The sequence below is a fragment of the Micromonospora sp. NPDC049240 genome (assembly GCF_040647835.1).
Taxonomy (GTDB): domain Bacteria; phylum Actinomycetota; class Actinomycetes; order Mycobacteriales; family Micromonosporaceae; genus Micromonospora.
Map to the genome: position 1 here is coordinate 53,135 of NZ_JBEZCX010000023.1, position 16,267 is coordinate 69,401.

Below are 16,267 nucleotides of genomic sequence, written 5' to 3' on the forward strand. Positions count from 1 at the left end.
CAGCGTGAGCGGTGGGCATCCTGCGGGTCGTCTTGGAATTGCGCTACGCGTTGTTGCCGAGCCGCCCGGATCCCTCCGCCACCTCGGCACGTACTCCCGAGCCCTTCGGTACGGGAGGCCGGCCGCGCCCCGTGTCCGCGCCGGTGCTGCCGGATGGTCCCGAGTGCCTCCTTGTAGCGGCACCCGCGGTGGGTTTCAGCGGGCCGTAGCCGGGCGTCCGGTGATTCCGGGCGGCGGGCTCGGTCGTGCAGTTCGTATCCGTCGCCCACCGCCCGTGCCATCGGCGCGCTCTGATCGCCGGGGCCGGTGAGAACCGACAGCGCTCATCGGGTCCCGCCCGCCTTCGTCGCGCCGGCCACAAGCAGGTCCGACGCTGTGCTCCAGAGCCGCTCGGCATTGCTCGGGTCGACCGCGTAAGCCGCTACACCGGTGTAGTCGGCGGGGCGCACGGTCACCACAGGCGCCTCGGTGCAGTCCTCGAAATACCTGCCACCCACACCGTCGAGCAGCGGGGATGCGGCGAGCAGCACCGAGGTGGCGGCGCCTTGCTGCGGAGTCTTGTGCAGCTCCCTCGGGGACTTCAGCCCACCGGTGTGCTTCTGCAGGCCGGTGGCGATCGCACCCGGGTTCAACGCGTTGGAGTAGATGCCCTCACCGGACCACCGGCGGGTCACCTCGACGGCGAGCAGCGCCTCGGCGCTCTTGGACTGCCCGTACGCCAGCAGCGGGTCGTACGGCCGGAAGGCGAAGTGCAGGTCGTCGAAGATCACTGGGGAGAAGAGGTGACCGCTGGAGCTGACCGAGACCACCCGTGCGTCACCGGCTGCGGCGAGCGCGTCGTGCAGGCCGACGGTCAGCGCGAAGTGGCCCATGAAGTTGGTGGCGAACTGCATCTCCCAGCCCTCGGCGGTGCGTTCCAACTCGGGGAGCGCCATGATCCCCGCGTTGTTGATCAGGATGTGCAGCGGCTGGTCCCAGCCGGCGACGAACCGCCGTACCGAATCCTGGTCGGCCAGGTCCAGCTCGCGGGCGGTGACCCGGTCCGCGCCGATGCCGGCCGCGATGTCGGCGGCGGCCTGCTCGCCTGCGGCGACCCGGCGGACCCCGAGGACCACCTCGGCGCCGGCGGCGGCCAGTGAACGGGCGGTCTCCAGGCCGATGCCGGCGGCGCCGCCGGTGATGACGGCCCGCTTGCCGGTCAGGTCGACCCCGGCGATGACGTCGTTAGCGGTCGAGGCGAAACCGAAGGGGGTGGCGATTCGCTCTGCCATGGCTGCTCCCGTCAGTAAACGCAAATTCCTGCCCGCCGGCACGATCTGATCATTCGGTGGTGACACCGGGCTGACCGACCACGGCCGAGGGCGGATGCCCGGTCTGCGGCGCGAGAAACTGGCATTGCTGACCGGGACTAGCGTGGCCCGACCGTGCTGGCTCCGATCCACGCGGTGAGGTGAACCCGTTACGTGCGATCCTCTGGGCCCGGGTGGTCCGCGGCGCTCTGGCCGGCCTCCAAGGCGGTCGCGGCGAACGCGGTGTCCGGCCCAGGCACGCTGGTCGGGCATCGGGGTGGACAAGCCGCGGCTCACCGAACTGGTCGAGCAGTTGTCCGCCGGCAGCGAACGGTTCCGGGTGACGGTGAGGTCGGCCAGATCGGTTCATCGCTTCGGGCGTTCTCCCTGTCAGATCTCGGAGGGAGCGCTAACGTCGCTTCCATCGGCCTTCGCGCTGATTCGGCAGGAGGGCACCATGGCGCACAGTCCCGGCGTGGCGGAACCACCGACTATTCGGCGAACCGAGCTGCAGCGGCATCCGGCCTCCGTGCCGGGCAGGCTCATCGTGCAGACGCTGTTCGAGATCCCTGTGGGCATGGCATCGGGGCGACACCGGCATCCCGGTGAGGAGGTGGGCTTCCTCATCCATGGCAGCGTCGCCATGGAGTTCGACGACCGGCCCACGCTGACGATCCACGCGGGGCAGCCCTTTCTGATCCCGCCCGGGGTGGTGCACAACGCCCGCAACATCACTCCCGATGTCACCACGAAGATGCTGTCCACCTACTTCGTTGACGAAGACGAGCCCTTGGTGACGCAGTGCCGGTAGCCGGCCCACGCTGACCGGACAGGGAATCGCCGCCGATTCGCGGCCGGGCGGGTCCAAGCCCGGCACCGCGGTCGCCAGCGACGCCCTCGCCGTGGTCACCCGACCCCGATCACCGACTGACTTGGCGGGCCGCCGCGTCGTGGCACGGTCGTGGCCGGGGTCCCTCGTCGATGCGGCCTCGAGCTGCTGCACGGATCTGCGAAGGCCGCCTTCACCGTCTCGACCCGGGCTCAGGGCTTGTGGGGTAGCAGGTGTTCGGCGGCTGCGCCGACACCGCCGGGACCTTCAGCGGACTCACCCAACCCGGCAGCAGCGTTGATCAGGCCGATGTGCGAAAAGGCCTGCGGGAAGTTGCCCAGTTGCTCGCCGCTGAACGGGTCGACCTGTTCAGCGAACAGGCCGAGGTCGTTGCCACGGGCGACCAGGTCCTCGAACAGCCGCCTAACCTGGTCGCGATCGCCAGCCAGCGTGAGGCAGCCGACCAGCCAGAAGGAGCAGATGAGAAATCCGGCAGGGTCGCCGTCCCAGCGACGCACCAACCCATTGTGGGAGAGCTGCTGCTGGATCAGGATGATCGTCGCGCGCATCCGCGGCGCGTGTGCGGGCAGGAAGCCGACCAGCGGCATGAGCAGCACCGAGGCGTCGAGTTCCGCGCCGTCCAGCGTGCCGGTGTAGGCGCCGATCGAGTCGTTCCACCCGTACGCCAGGATCGCCTTGCGGACGCCGTCGCGGGCGGAGGCCCAGCGGGCGACGTCGGCCGTCGTGCCGATCCGAGTGCCGAAGCGGACGGCCCGGTCCAGGGCGGTCCAGCACTGAACCTTGGAGGAGAGATGGTGCCGCTGGCTGTCGCGCGCCTCCCACATGCCGGCATCTGGTAGGCGCCACTCGACGACGGTCCGGTCGGCCAGTACGCGCAGCAGGTGGCGGGTGTCCGGTGGCAGGGGGTCGGCCAGGTGCTGGCGCATGAGCCACGCGGCGCCGAGCACCTCCCCCGGGACGTCGGTCTGGCGCTGACGCCATGCGTCGTTGCCGATGGTGACGGGTCGACTGCCGGCGTATCCCGCGAGGTGATCAAGGTGGTGTTCGGTGAGGTCCCGCTCACCGGCCACTCCGTACATGATCGGAACTGGCTCCTCCCCGAGGCGGCCCATTGCCCGACCCAGCCAGGCGAACTGCCGGTTGACCTCGTCGGAGCATGCGGTGCGCCAGAGGGCCTGAAGGGTGAAGCTGAAGTCACGCGCCCAGACGTAGCGGTAGTCGTAGTTGCGGTCACCACCCAGTTCCTCGGGCAGCGAGGTGGTTGCCGCCGCCACGACCGCGCCGCTGGGCCTGTAGGTCATGCCTTGCAGCACCAAGGCGCTGCGCCGCACGTGGTTCCGGTGCGGTCCCTGGTAATCGTGGATGTTCAACCACGATCGCCACCCCGCCGTGGCGTTGGCGACGGCCTCCTCGGCGTCGTACCAGGCTGGCGGGTCGATGTCGTAGGCCGGTGCGTAACCGAGGGTGAACCACTCGCGCTGCCCGCCACGGACCGTGAAGTCGGCGTACGCCGCACCGTTGCGACCGGTCAGCGGAACAGTCGAGCGCAATGCCAGCCGCGCGGCGCCGGCACCGGCCAGCAGTACGTCGCCCTGCCTGTCCAGGTAGGCGTCGACCCGGCCGTATTCGAAGCGGGGTCGGTAGTGCAGCCGCATCGGCACCGCTCCGGACAGGCCGTGCACGAGCCGAACCAGCACGCGGGGTGAGTTCAGACCGACGTCGTGGCCACGGGCGTCGGGTGCCAGCGCAAGTGCGTCCAGCACCGCCACGGTGCCCTCCGCCGTCATGTGGACGGTGCGCAGTACAAGTGTGTCGGGCAGGTATGACCACTGCGTGTGGGAGTCCCTGAGAGGGCGGACGGACCAGTGCCCCGCGTCCGGGTCCAGGAGCCGACCGAACACCGACGGTGCGTCGAACCGTTGCGGGCACCACCAGTTCACCGAGCCGGTACGGTCCACCAAGGCGGCGCTGTGCCCGTCGGCGAGGAAGGCATGATCGGCGATGAGCGACTCGGGCATCACTGGGCTCCCGGCGGGCGGCAGGCCGGCATGCTCATCGCGCCGGCTCCATGCCCGGTTGTACCGACCAGTTGGGAACGGATGACCCGGTAGTCATCCGGGGAAGCGTGGGTGAACCGGGGAATGCCGGCGACGTCCCCGGCCGCCCAGGTCCGCTCGGCCGTGGCTCGCAGGAACTTGTCCACCGTGACGAAGCCCCCCTCCCCCGTCCGGACACCCGACACGTCCAGCCCCAGCCCATCGGTCACGGGCGCCCGACCGGCCGCCGCGAGCACGGCCTCGGTCTTGACCGCCCCACCGTCCTCGAGTGGCCGACCAGGATCGCGTCGCGAAGGTCCAAGTCGGTCATCAGCACGTCCAGATCCGCAGCGAACGTGCCGTAGTCATAATCGAACGCGGGTTGGGCGGAGTTGCCGAACCCACGCGGGTCGTATGTGATCGTCCGGTAGCCGGCATTGAGCAGCGCCTGGGTCTGCTTCCCCCCAGGTCGCCCCGTTGTACGGGAAACCGTGGATCAGCACCACCGGCTGACCAGAGCCATGATCCTCGTAGTACAGGTCGATGGGAGCGGAGTTCTCCGTCCCCACGGCGACGATCGGCATCTGAGCCTCCAGGGCAGAGCGGTGCTACCGAACCGGCCCTGCTTTCCCGCCGCGACGGTTGGTATGCCGGAGCAGAGAGAATGCGAGTTGGTCGATCAACTGCCGCAGCCAGAGCGCGTTTGGCTTGGGGGTCGGTCGGGTGTGTCCCGCAGTGAGTCCGGTCGATGGATGCAACTCGGTCGATAGGCAGGCATGGATCGAGTGCGGCGATGCCCGTCTGGCCTGACGATGCCGCGTGGGAGATCATCGAGCCGATGCCGCCGTCCCCGCAGTGGATGGGCAGACCAGAGAAGCATCCCCCGGCGGGCCGTCATCGACGCCATCTTGTACGTGGTGCGCAGCGGCTGCGCGTGGCGGTACCTACCGGTCGACTTCCCACCGCGGCAGACCGTGTACGTGAGCAGATCCGGGTAGCTCACGGCCGGAAGCCCGAGCCGGCGGCGGGGATCATCGACTCGCAGAGCGTGAAAGGCGCTGACACCGTGACGCGGGACTCCCGCGGCTACGACGCCGGGAAGAAGATCAACGGCCGGAAACGGTTCATCGTCACCGACACCTCGCTTTGCTGATCACCGTCTGGGTCCTGACCGCGTCCTGGCAGGACCGCGACGGCGCCAAAGGCGCACTACTGGCCACCTACGCGGCCACCCCCATCCGGCACGTCTTCGCCGGCCGCCTCGTCGACTGGGCCCGCGACCTGCTGCGCACCACCGTCGAGATCGTCCGCAAACCCGCCAACCAGAAAGGGTTCGTCGTGCACTCACGCCGCTGGGCCGTGGAGCGGACCCTGGCCTGGTCACCGCCCACCATCAACGCGGCCGTAGTCCACGGCGGCTTGGCGACCGTCCTGATCACCGACGGTGCAACGGAACACTTGTCTAGGAAAGACAACCACATGATCCCGGCCGACACGGAAGTCGGCGTACCAAAACCTGATGCTCCGCCAACGACTCGGCCAATACGCTGGCCAGGTCGTCCGCTACCTCGTCGGGCGCCTCCACGTCGCCGCATTCTGACGACGCGACGGATGAACGCACGCTCATGCCGCTGTCGGCGGGCGGGCGGCGAGCAGAACAGCCCGCGTACGCTGCCGTGGTGCAGATCGACTTGGTTGCCCTGATCGTCGACGAGTACGACCCCGCGATCGCGTTCTTCACCGACGCACTCGGCTTCGACCTCGTCGAGGACTCCTCATCGCTGACGAATGACGGGCGACCCAAACGGTGGGTTGTCGTCCGACCGCCGGGTGCCCACACCGGGATGCTGCTCGCTCGCGCCGACGGAGAACACCAGCGTGCCGCTGTCGGTAACCAGGTAGCCGGCCGGGTCGGGTTCTTCCTCCGCGTTGACGACTTCGACGCCGTTTACCGGCGGATGATCGAGGCCAGCGTCACGTTCGTCCGTGAACCCCGGACCGAGCCCTATGGGCGGGTTGCGGTCTTCCTCGACATTGCTGGCAACCGGTGGGACCTCCTCGGCGCCATCTGACGTCGCCGAACTTGCCAGCCGAGTCGCCAACGCTCACACATCCTGACCACGTCATCCGCTTGCCGAGACGCTGCTCAATGCCCTACCTGCGGGCGGCCGCGGCCATCGAACGGTGACTGTCCCAGCTGCCGCCTGGTGGCCTCGGTGCAGCCGCTATCGAGCTGCGGAGACGGCATCAGGCCGGAGCTGACCACCGACGCCCGGATCGCGCTGACCATCTCCCCGTACGGGTCCTCGTGGCATCCGGTGTCCTGCCGGCCCATGACGGGCACCTGGACCGCCCGCCTCCAGCAACGGCTGCACCGCACCTCGGCTGCCATCGACGATGCGCAGCAGCGCCGCGTCGTCTCCCGCTACGCCCACTGGTATCACCTGCGCCGGCTACGAACCGGGTCTACCCGAACACCCCCGTCACCGATACGCGGGCCACCGCCGTGCGTAACCGCGTGAACGCGGCGACCGCGATCCTGGCCGAGCTCACCTCCCACCGCCGGGACTTGTCCGACCTCCAGCAGGCAGACGTCGATCAATGGCTCTCCGCGGGGCGAGTTGCCCGCAGAGCCGAACTCGGTGCGTTCCTTTGCCGGCGGGCCGGCCGAGTCTGTAATCGCGTGGTCGAGCCGTGCCTCGACACGGCCGCTGAGGCCACGTCGACGCTGTGCGGCGCGTCGCATCCGGCCCCCAGGGCTTGCCGCCTGGAACTACGCGTGTTGCCCGACCAGAGCAGCGAAGCTTTCGGTCGCCAGGCAGGAAACAAAGCAGCGTTCTTTCGCGTCGCCGCGAAGCTGCTGGGTCCAGGTAGTCAACCCGCCATCGCCGAGGTCGACGCTCTGGCCGCCGGCCTGGGCCCGCAGCCCGATCGCCATGCCGGCATAGTAGCCGGCCCCGTGGCTGCGGGCGCGGTCCTCGACGACGGGAACCGGACCCTCGGCTACCGCCGGTCCGATCGTGTCAACGAGACGCTCGGCGAGAACGGAGCAGCCGAACACCGTGACGGTAATCCGGGCGGCGAACCTCGGGAGCAACGCGGCCAAGACTTGCTGCCAGAAACTGATGTGATCGATAACCAACTGTGCATCGGTCAGTCCAGAGCCGCGATCACGAGCGCTGGAGGTTAAGGCAAAAAGCCGGAAGTGCGCTGCATTGCCGGGACCGAACTGCTGAGCACGCAGCACCCGGTGACAGGCAGCGAGATCGACCCTGCCGTCGACACCCTGCCCACCGCGGCGAGCGGCCGCTTCCACCGCGAGGGCGTTGGTCGGATCGCTGAGCACCTCAGTCCCCCGCATCGTGCTCAATACCCGATGCTGGTCCACCGGACCCAGCGCGGAGCACGTGCCCAACGGCGCCACCGGTGACAGCTCCACCCCGACGAACCGGTCCGGCAACAACCGCCACAGCATCGCCTCAACTTCGGACAACAGGCGCGGATCGCTTCCCGATGGACGCACGAAACGGTCCTCACCCCAACGCCGCAGCACTCGGGCGGCATTAACTTTCTCAGCCCGGGAACGGGCGACCGCCATCAGCAGCGTCTGCAGGTCGGTCGGCGCCAAACCACTCTCCAACATCCGCTTGGCTTCCGCGGAAACCACGCCCCACACCCGATCCTCAGCCAAAACGTTGGCTCGCCGCTCGTCCATTGGACCAGGCTGGCAGACCCGCCGCTGGTCGTCATCCGACTATTTCGTGACTGTCGGGCGCGACGCCGGCATCTACCCGGCAATCCTGGTCTGGACCTCAGTAGCATTCGGGAAGGAATCTGTTCCTGGGCAGTCAGGGACTCGGCGCCCTCGTGAATAGCGCATCGCGTCGGTGATCGGCCGACCGGCCCACCGAGCGTGTCTGCGTCTCCCGAACCCGCAGGAGACCGTCGAAGAAACGAGCACGACGGCATGTGTACGCGGCTCAGCTGAGCCTGTTGTGGACGTGCACTCGGACCCGGCCGTACCCGCGAGGTTTGCCGATGCGCAGGTCGAGCCGCCGTCGCCAGACCTGAGGAGCGACCATCACGGCGCCGGCAGTCGGTTGGATTCCTGGTCGCGCGGTCCGGGGGCTGACGTCAGGTCGATGTCGGGCCGCTGCGGCGACCGGACGAAGGGGCCGCACACGGCCACCACCAGAAGGCCCAGACCGACGAACAGCCCGCCCAGCGGTAGCGCGTCACCGAGCAGCCCCGCGATCGCCGCACCCAGGATGGTCGCCACCCCGACCCCGAGCCGTAGCACACTGCTCGTCCGGCCGAGTTCGCTCCGGGGCACCACGCGCTGGCGGTAGGTGGCTGCCAGAACGGCGGTCCAGACTGCGGCGGCGAGGTTCAGCGCGAGCAGAGCGCCGATCACCGGCACCGTGGCACCCAGCGGCAGCAGCGCGAAAGAGAGCCCGAAGGTGACGTTCGCCGCCCACATGCTCCGCCAGAGCGGAACGCGGTCCCCGTAGCGGGAGACGAGCCAGCCGCCGACGACCCCACCGATCGCACCGACCGCGAGCACGTACCCGTAGTGGGCGATGGGAAGGCGCCGGTCGGTGACCACGAAGACGGCCAGCACGGAGAGCACCGCCGCGGCCGCGAGTGCCCGGGTCACCGCGAAGACGAAGAACCAGCGGAGGAAGGCATCACCGAAGGTCGCCCGGAAGCCGGCCGCAAGCTGCGCAGCCATACCGGCGGGCGGAGAGGACCGGATGGACGCCTCGCGCTGCCCGGTTCGCCGGGCGGGCACCCGCGCGTTGCACAGGGCCGCCGCGCCGAACGACACGGCGTCGACCAGGAATGGGAGGGCTGGTGCGAGCCCGAACAGGAAGGCGCCCGCACCGGGCCCGGCGAGGCTGTTCGCCGTCGTGGTGATCGACGCGACCCGGCCGTTGACCACGCCCAGGTCGCCCCGGTCGAGTGCGTCGGCGAGGAACACCTGGACCGCACTGAAGTAGACGACTTCCGCCGTGGCGAGCACGAAGACCAGCGCGTAGACCCACCACACGGAGATCGCGCCGAGGACGAGGGCCACGGTGAACACCGTCGCCGCGACGGCCCGCGCCAGGTCGACCAGGACGACGACCGCCTTCGACGGGTAGCGGTCGGAGAGCAGGCCACCGAAGAGCACGAAGAGCACACCGGGAACACTGTTGACCACGTACGCCGTCGAGAGGGTGTCCGTGCCGGCGCCGATCGACAGCAGCAGCAGCGGCAGCGCGGTGTAGCGGAACCCGTCTCCCAGCGCGGAGAAACTGGTGGCGGTGAGGATCAGCCGGCCGGCACGGCCACCGTGGCGCATCACCCCGTCACCGGCGCTTGACGATGATCGCGGGCCCGGCCGGCGCGACGTGGTCGCGGACCAGGGTTCGGATCGTCTCCGCCGGACTCTCCCGCAGCGTCCCCGGCGTGTCGACCCCGGCGTCGACGGCGAGCAGCCCGGCGCGGGCGTCGTGCTGGGCCAGAGTCTTCGGATCGTCCAGATAGGCCCCCAGGTATCCGGCCCCGGCCGCCGCCAGGCTCGCCGCGTCGGTGTCGTGCCGCAGCACGTCGAAGGATCGTTCCAGCAGCCGGCAGACGTCCGGGGCGGCCTCCCCTCGGCACTCGGTGACGGCGACGACGACGGCCCGGTCGGCGAGGAACTCCTGCCGGTACTCGATCGAACGGATCGCGTGCCGTCGCTTCAACTCCCGTTGGATCTCGACGTTCAATCCCCGGTCGAGCGCCCCGTTGACGCAGTAGCCCGCCGCGACGTGCGGCGACCGGCGGCCTGGCACCTCCCGGGCACAGCACACCATGACCCGCTCGGCCCCGGTCACCGCGCGTGGCGCCACGGACGACGTGAACGACGTCCAGGAAAGGGCGGGCAGCGTGACGGCGTCACCCGGCTTGGGCTCGGTGTATCGGGCAGAGCCGCGCCACGGGTCCCGGGGCCCGACCGCGGTCAGGTGGGCCCCGAGGTCGGCCGCTCCGCGTTGCCAGTCCAACAGCTGGTCGACACCCAGCCCGGCGAGGTCCTCGACCGGGCCGGACAGGGGACGGGCCGCCCAACTTCCCGGGGCGAACCGGTCGAACACCAGCGGCCAGAGCCGGGGCATCAGCTCGAAGCGACGCTCCGCCAGCTCGTCCTCGATGACCGGAAGCTCCTCGGCGACCAGGCGGGCGGTGAGCCGGAAATCGAGCCACCATCGTTCGAGCAGGTCGACGATGCCGGGCGCGGCCTCGGGCGCGCAGACGACGTCGACCTGCATCGTCTCCCGCGAGGTGAACATGCCCAGCCGTGCACCGCGCAACGGCGAGTCGGGCGGTTCGCTCTCGACCCGCCGGAAGAGCAGGTGTTCCAGCAGGTGGCTGGTGCCGGTGGGCGCTCCCAGCAGTTCCTCGAGGGCGGGCCCGCCGACCGTGGCCAGACAGACATAGGTGTTGGCCAATGGGCGTTCGAGCCAGCGGTGCGTCATGGTCGGCCGCATGAAGTTTCCCCTCCGGTGTGTGCGGGTCGTGGTCGGCGCGAGGTTGGCCTCAGCGGCCCAGCGCGATGAGGTACAACGGCAACTGGTCCGCTCCGACGAGACCCATGCTCGCCATCACGCCCTCGTCGTCGAAGGCACCGATCGGCAGTGCCCGGAGACCGGCGCGGGTGGCCGCGTCGAGCAGGCACTGCGCCAGGTGCCCCGCCTCCAGCAGGAGATAGCGGTAGCCGCGCAGGCCGTAACGGTGCTCGTAGCGGGGTTGGCATCCGGTCAGGACCACCCAGTTCGGTTCGCCGCCGACCTGACCGAACGAACGCGCCCTCAACTCCTCGGCATCGACGGCCCCGACCGTGGGTTGCGGGAAGCCGCCGCAGGCCAGCACCGTCCCGGCGTACGACTGAACGAGGTGCCCGCGGACCGCGTACAGCCCGCCGGCCGACGGGTACGCCTTGCGTCCGTCCCGATCCCGGCCGAACACCTCCTCGGTCACCGCGCGGGCCGCCGCGTCGATGACCGGCGTGGCCGCGCCGAACCGTCGCTGTGACGCGGGACGCGACACCGCAGGACGTCGGCCGGGCTGCTGCCGAGGCACGCGAAGCGTCGCCACCGGCGGGCCGTCCGGCGGCAGACGGCTGAGGTCGTGGAACGTCAGAGCCGCCGAACGCGGGCCCGTCGCCGCGTCGTTCACCGCCGCACCCTGGTCGGAATCTCGCACCGTGTCACCTCAGCCCGCCTGGAACAGCCGCAGCCGTCCGACGCCCCGCAGCGCCACGGCGTCGAGCAGCCGCTCGGGCAGCGGTCCGCCGGGAACGGGGAGATCGACCGCGACCGGCGAGACCACTTTGCGCACCACGATGCCGTCGGCCCGCAGGCCGGTCGTGTCGAGGTCCACGCTGACCGCCCGGTAGTGCCGACGTAGCCGGTCGAAGCGAAAGTCGGCCTCCAGCGCGGTCGCGCCGGCCCGGTCGAGCGGATCCGCCGCCACCGGTTCGGACAGCGGAGCCGCAGCACCGGCCGGCACGCCGCGGTGGTGCAGCATCAGTGCCTCCTCGAAGGCGTGGGCGGCCGCCTGGGCGATCGTCGACGCGGCGGCACAGCCGCCGACGTGTGCCGCACCGGTATCCGGATCGTGCAGCGTGACCACGCAGACCGGCACCGTCGGATCGGCACAGACGTACAGGTACGGTTCCCGGCCGATCTGTCGGGCCGCGTGGTCCAGTTCCCGCGCCCACACGGCGGGGTCGAGCCGGTGAACCCGCCCGCTGGTCCAGTGCCGGACGACCAGGTCACGCTCTGCCAGCTCAAGCAGGCCGCCCTGTTCGGCGAGGAGCCCACTGGTGTGCGCCGCCGTGCCGGTGCTGGTGCGGGGCGCGCACGGACGTTCGCCGCTCACACCCGGGACCAGACAGGCCAGCTCGGTCGGCACCCAGCACACACTGCCGTCCACCAGTGACCTCGCGGGCGTCCAGGGCCGGGGCGTGCGGGTGTCGACGGCGGGGTGCGGGAAGTCCGCGGCAGCCTGCTGCGCGCTGGTGAAGGGCTCCGGCACCACGACGGGTTGCCCCGCGGGCAACTCGCTCCTGGCGCAGGTGACGGTCCGGGGTGGCCGGCGGTTGAGCGCGAAGCGTTCGGCGGCCTCCAAGGCTGCTCGGGCGGTGGCGAGGCTGGCCAGCGGGGAGACCGCCGCGGAACGGACCGGGCGTACCGGATCGGTGGCCGCGCCGAACGCGACCGCCAGCGGAATCGCCGCGTCGATCTCCTCCAGGTCCACCCAGGGCTGAAAGACCGGCCCGTCAACGGCCCCGGTGGCGCCCGCCTGCCGCACCGAGCGCGGCGGCCGGACCCGCTGCCGCGATCCGGTGCGCAGGTCGCGCAGGTGCACGTCGGCGCCGTCCGGGTCCACCTCGCGGGCGGCTACCACAGCCGACACCACCGCGGCGGCCGGCGCGTGGCCGGCCGGGTGCACCAGCCGGTGGTCGCCGTCGACCCGACCCGGAAGGTGGGGGTCGAGCTGTCCCAGCACGGACCAGAACCAGCTGTGATCAATTCGGTTTCGGACCACCGGCCCCACGACCAGCCAGCGGCCGAGCACGAGAACCGGTTGGTGCGGGACGGCGCCGGCGAGCTCCGCCAGCGCGGCGGCCCACGGCCCGGGCCGGTGGGCGCACGCCGCCACCGGGACCGCGTCGGTCGGGACGCCGCGGCAGGCCGCGACCAGATCACCGGCCACCGACCAGCGACCCAGCCGCCACTCCTCGTCGGGGCCGTCGAGGAAGATGTGCTCCGGCCGGGGTGCCGCACTGCCGGGCCGCGCCCCGGACGGCGTGGCCGGGTCGCCGCCGGCGAGGCGACTGGCCTCGGCCAGCACCGCCGTCGGCGACGCCGAGCGTAGCTGCCAGCCACGCGCCCCGCGCCGGATCAGCGCCGCGGCACCGGCGCCGTCGACGCTGACGACGTCGCAGGCGGCGGCGATGCCTCGCCATGCCTCGAAGCCCCCCGCGACCGCCGGGACGGTCACGCCAGCTCCAGGCTGGCCTTGCTAGCCAGCGTGTGCCAGTCGGTCGGCAGATTCCCCCGGCTGCCGTGATCGCAGCCCTCACAGATCGGGAACTCGGCGGGCCGGCCGAGCAGCTCGCTTCGCCACCTGTTCATGATGGTGTCGGTGTCGTCCGTATTCAGGTTCGCGTAGCGGTGCCGGCTACCCACGTCGTTGCTGCACGGCAGGAGATCCCCGTCCCAGGCGACGAAGAGCGACTGCTTGCGGAACAGGCAGTGCGCCTGGTCGGGCGCGCCCGGCCGGGACGTGAGCTGCATGATGGGCAGGGTGCCACCGCGACCCTGGACCTCGATCTGACGCAGCCGGCCGCGGGACAGGCCGCGCTCGTCGATCCACCGGTAGAAGTCCTCCACCTCGTCCCGGTTGATGTCCATCTTGACGAAGTTGAGCGCCACCAGGTCCGGGGCCACCTGGATCGCCGCTTCCAGGTTGGCCACCGAGGCGTCCCGCTTGTCCCGACCGAAAATCTTGGCGAAGCGGTCGCGGCGCAGACTGTGGATCGACCACTTGAGCAGTGACAGACCGGCGTCACGCAGCGCTGCCACCGTGTCGGCGTCCATCCGGAAGCCATTGGTGACCGCGACGATGGGAAATCTGTCCTCCGGGCCGAGGACGTCCCGCATCCGGCGGACCCACGGCACCAGCTGGCGGTGCAGCGTGGGCTCGCCGATGCCCTGCAGGATGATCCCGGGCGCATCGATCGCGGCGGCGAACTCCAGGAACCGGTCGAAGGTCTCCTCGCTCATGTCGCCGAGCGGACGCAGTTCCTGGCGAGGACACATCATGCAGTCCGCGTTGCATCGGTTGGTGATCTCCAGTTCGAGGGACGGCCGGGGCGTCCGGATCGCCGACACGTCCACCAGGAGCCCGACCTCGACCAGCGTGGCGAGCGTGCGGGCCAGGTCGTCGGCGCGCGCCCCGGCGGAGACCACCAGCGCGGCGGTCGACTGCGGGTGTTCGAACCGGCTGAGCAGGCGGGTGATCTGGTCGGTGGCGGCCACGCCCTGCTTCGCCCCGCGCCAGAGGTCGAGCCGGCGGTAGACCCGGGGCGTGTCGTCGGCGTACCGCCGGGTGCCGGTGAGCTTCACGAACGGCGCCAGCACCAGCTCGGCCGGGAGGTCACCGATGGTCTGTGTGGTCATGGATTCACTCTCATCTTCCAGCGGTCGAGGTCGACGGAGACCGTGCGGCCCAGGGACGGCGACCGGAACGACTCAGGGGCCCGCTCCCCCACCTCGGCCGGCACGTCGGGTCGCCCGTCCTGCGCCACGGCCATGAACATCGCGAAGGACCGGTCCACCGCCCGTTCGAAGATCGGGTCGAGATCGGCGAACTCGGCATGCAGATCCGCCAGCCGGCGGTCCAGCCGGGCACGTTGCCGGTCCGCCTCGGGACCCGGAGCGCCGGCCGTGGTGTAGTTCTGCGCCAGGGCGTACGGGACGTTCGCCTCGAGCAGGTTGATCTGATATCGAGTGGGGTCGTTCCAGACCGGCGAGTCGCGTTCGAGGGCGAAGGTTCCGACCGATGCGTACGAGATGTGGTCCCGGTTTCGGCGAATCATCTCGAAGGTGGCGCGGGCCTCCTCGTCGGTCTCACCGGGGAAGCCGATGAAGAACATCCAGCCGACCGGGATGCCGGCCTGTTTGAGCAGCTCGGCGTGCCGCTCGACGTCGCTGAGCCGGATGCCCTTGCGCATGAGGTCGGCCACCCGCTGGGAGCCGGACTCGATGCCGTTGACCAGGAGAACGCAGCCGGAGTCGACCAGGGCGCGGACGGCCGCGTCGGTGAGCATCGGCTTGTCGACCCGAGCCTCGGCGGTCCATCGGAACCGCCGGTCACCAGCCGGCTCCGGCGTCGGCCGCGTCGCCGGAGCCTCCGCGATGGCGGCGAGCCGGCGGGCCAGGTCGTTGATCTCCCGCGGTGGGATGGCCTCGTCGACGAAGTACAGGTAGGAGCCGTCGACCGCGGTGATCGCCTTCAGGGCGTCGTCCACGGCATCGGCGCCGAGCCTGAAGTATCCGTCGCCGTACCCCTCGTGGTGGGTGCAGAAGGCGCACTTCCCCCAGTAGCAGCCCTTGCTGGTCAGCAGGGGGTAGATCGGTTCCGGGGTGGGATAGAGGTGCTCGAGGTCGGCGAAGTCGGGCGCCCCGGCCGGGGGGCCGGTCTGCGGGGCGGCGCGCCGGTAGCTGACGGCTCCGTCCCGGATGCGGGCGACACCGTCGACGTCCACGTCGGTCGCCCCCTCGGCCAGCGCGGTCAGCAACGCGCTGAGCGGCTCCTCGCCCTGGAACGCGACGGCGTAGTCGACGTCCCGCCAGAACGACGTGTCGTGGGCCAGCACCTCGCGCCGGACGTGGGTGACGGCGTTGCCGCCGATCACCACGACGGTGCCCGGCTGGTGTTCCTTGAGCAGTCGGGCGGTGAGCAGCGCCGGTGCCAACTGTTCGAGGTAGGCGGCGCTGAGGCAGACCACGGCGCAGTCCCGGTAGCGTCCGCCCCGGACGTCCCGGGCCAGCCACCGACCGAGGACGGTGCCCCGCAGGCGGTCGACCAGGGTGGACCAGTCCTGCTCCGGCGTCGGCACCGGCCGGGTCAGGTCGTGGTGCCGCAGGTCGTAGGAGAGCACCAGGTCGGCGAAGCGAAGTGTCCGGGAAGCCCGGGAGACCGACCGGGTGCTCCGGTACGTCGCCAGGTCCCGGAGCGCCCGCCACGCCGACGCTCCCCGGGCGGCCAGGTATTCCAGGCCGAGCCGGACCCGCGCCGGCGTCGATGGATCCAGCGCCGTCAGGTCGACGTCGCCGGTCCACATCGCGTGGAAGAACCGGATGTTCGCGTCGTCGGTGCGGCAGGTCACCGGAGTGCTGGCGTGCAGGTGCCCCTTGAGCAGGTAGGGAGCGAGGTAGGGCATGTGGTAGTAGGTGGCCGGGGGGAAGATCAGGGAGGTCTGCACGGCGGGGCTCTCCTCCGAGCGTCGGGTGCCGGCGGGACGGGGCGTACCGGCCGGTTGCTCCGTCCCGCCGGCG

Annotated in this window: 13 protein-coding genes and 2 pseudogenes; 4 read left to right on the plus strand and 11 right to left on the minus strand. The window is 70.6% G+C overall.

The genetic code is table 11. The features are described from left to right. Positions 1-323 precede the first annotated feature (323 nt). Positions 324-1,271: an SDR family NAD(P)-dependent oxidoreductase gene (locus tag AB0B02_RS27515; protein WP_357305047.1), complete on the minus strand. Its 948-nt coding sequence runs from the start codon at positions 1,269-1,271 to the stop codon at positions 324-326. 295 nt (positions 1,272-1,566) lie between these two features. Between AB0B02_RS27515 and AB0B02_RS27520 the strand changes: the two genes are divergently transcribed. Further along, positions 1,567-2,100, plus strand: a complete 534-nt coding sequence (locus AB0B02_RS27520; protein WP_357305050.1) for a cupin domain-containing protein — start codon at positions 1,567-1,569, stop codon at positions 2,098-2,100. A 230-nt stretch (positions 2,101-2,330) separates the two neighbouring features. Here the strand turns inward: AB0B02_RS27520 and AB0B02_RS27525 are convergent, their stop codons facing one another. The 3 genes and pseudogenes from AB0B02_RS27525 to AB0B02_RS27535 all read right to left on the minus strand — a co-directional run. After that, a complete protein-coding gene (locus AB0B02_RS27525; RefSeq protein ID WP_357305053.1) occupies positions 2,331-4,157 on the minus strand; it encodes a glycoside hydrolase family 15 protein in 1,827 nt (608 codons plus the stop codon). Further along, positions 4,157-4,432: an FAD-dependent oxidoreductase gene (locus AB0B02_RS27530; protein WP_357305056.1), complete on the minus strand. Its 276-nt coding sequence runs from the start codon at positions 4,430-4,432 to the stop codon at positions 4,157-4,159. Before AB0B02_RS27530 ends, AB0B02_RS27525 begins: the two co-directional genes overlap by 1 nt. Positions 4,433-4,461: 29 nt before the next feature. Next, positions 4,462-4,759, minus strand: a pseudogene (locus tag AB0B02_RS27535) (alpha/beta hydrolase); the annotation flags it as partial. Positions 4,760-4,968: 209 nt separating this feature from the next. On the opposite strand from AB0B02_RS27535, the pseudogene AB0B02_RS27540 reads away from it, so the two are divergent. The 3 genes and pseudogenes from AB0B02_RS27540 to AB0B02_RS27550 all read left to right on the plus strand — a co-directional run. After that, positions 4,969-5,316: pseudogene (locus AB0B02_RS27540) on the plus strand (transposase); the annotation flags it as partial. Positions 5,317-5,321: 5 nt separating this feature from the next. Then, positions 5,322-5,879 (plus strand): hypothetical protein, encoded by a 558-nt coding sequence (locus AB0B02_RS27545; RefSeq protein WP_357305192.1) that lies wholly within the window; start codon positions 5,322-5,324, stop codon positions 5,877-5,879. After that, positions 5,852-6,247: a VOC family protein gene (locus AB0B02_RS27550; RefSeq protein ID WP_357305186.1), complete on the plus strand. Its 396-nt coding sequence runs from the start codon at positions 5,852-5,854 to the stop codon at positions 6,245-6,247. The genes AB0B02_RS27545 and AB0B02_RS27550 overlap by 28 nt, the downstream gene beginning before the upstream one ends. 701 nt (positions 6,248-6,948) lie before the next feature. On the opposite strand, the gene AB0B02_RS27555 is transcribed toward AB0B02_RS27550, so the two are convergent. The 7 genes from AB0B02_RS27555 to AB0B02_RS27585 form a co-directional block, all read right to left on the minus strand. Then, the gene (locus AB0B02_RS27555; RefSeq protein WP_357305059.1) at positions 6,949-7,890 is read right to left on the minus strand and encodes a hypothetical protein; all 942 of its coding nucleotides are present in this window, start codon (positions 7,888-7,890) and stop codon (positions 6,949-6,951) included. A gap of 366 nt (positions 7,891-8,256) precedes the next feature. Next, complete coding sequence (locus tag AB0B02_RS27560; RefSeq protein ID WP_357305062.1) at positions 8,257-9,519, minus strand: MFS transporter; 1,263 nt, start codon at positions 9,517-9,519, stop codon at positions 8,257-8,259. A 7-nt stretch (positions 9,520-9,526) separates the two neighbouring features. Next, positions 9,527-10,687: an insulinase family protein gene (locus tag AB0B02_RS27565; RefSeq protein ID WP_357305065.1), complete on the minus strand. Its 1,161-nt coding sequence runs from the start codon at positions 10,685-10,687 to the stop codon at positions 9,527-9,529. A gap of 49 nt (positions 10,688-10,736) precedes the next feature. Continuing rightward, the gene (locus AB0B02_RS27570; RefSeq protein ID WP_357305068.1) at positions 10,737-11,246 is read right to left on the minus strand and encodes a nitroreductase family protein; all 510 of its coding nucleotides are present in this window, start codon (positions 11,244-11,246) and stop codon (positions 10,737-10,739) included. 165 nt (positions 11,247-11,411) lie between these two features. Then, positions 11,412-13,205 carry a YcaO-like family protein gene (locus AB0B02_RS27575; RefSeq protein WP_357305071.1) on the minus strand — a complete coding sequence of 598 codons (1,794 nt, stop codon included), beginning with the start codon at positions 13,203-13,205 and terminating at the stop codon, positions 11,412-11,414. After that, on the minus strand, positions 13,202-14,386 hold the full coding sequence (locus AB0B02_RS27580; RefSeq protein ID WP_357305074.1) for a radical SAM protein: 1,185 nt from the start codon (positions 14,384-14,386) through the stop codon (positions 13,202-13,204). Before AB0B02_RS27580 ends, AB0B02_RS27575 begins: the two co-directional genes overlap by 4 nt. Beyond that, the gene (locus tag AB0B02_RS27585) at positions 14,383-16,194 is read right to left on the minus strand and encodes a radical SAM protein (RefSeq protein WP_357305077.1); all 1,812 of its coding nucleotides are present in this window, start codon (positions 16,192-16,194) and stop codon (positions 14,383-14,385) included. Before AB0B02_RS27585 ends, AB0B02_RS27580 begins: the two co-directional genes overlap by 4 nt. Positions 16,195-16,267: the final 73 nt, after the last annotated feature.

What these genes read in the sequence shown, in the direction of transcription:
- AB0B02_RS27515 (WP_357305047.1), bottom strand. Translation starts at nt 1,271, where the DNA reads ATGGCAGAGCGAATCGCCACCCCCTTCGGTTTCGCCTCGACCGCTAAC.
- AB0B02_RS27525 (WP_357305053.1), bottom strand. Translation starts at nt 4,157, where the DNA reads ATGCCCGAGTCGCTCATCGCCGATCATGCCTTCCTCGCCGACGGGCAC.
- AB0B02_RS27555 (WP_357305059.1), bottom strand. Translation starts at nt 7,890, where the DNA reads ATGGACGAGCGGCGAGCCAACGTTTTGGCTGAGGATCGGGTGTGGGGC.
- AB0B02_RS27560 (WP_357305062.1), bottom strand. Translation starts at nt 9,519, where the DNA reads ATGCGCCACGGTGGCCGTGCCGGCCGGCTGATCCTCACCGCCACCAGT.
- AB0B02_RS27565 (WP_357305065.1), bottom strand. Translation starts at nt 10,687, where the DNA reads ATGCGGCCGACCATGACGCACCGCTGGCTCGAACGCCCATTGGCCAAC.
- AB0B02_RS27580 (WP_357305074.1), bottom strand. Translation starts at nt 14,386, where the DNA reads ATGACCACACAGACCATCGGTGACCTCCCGGCCGAGCTGGTGCTGGCG.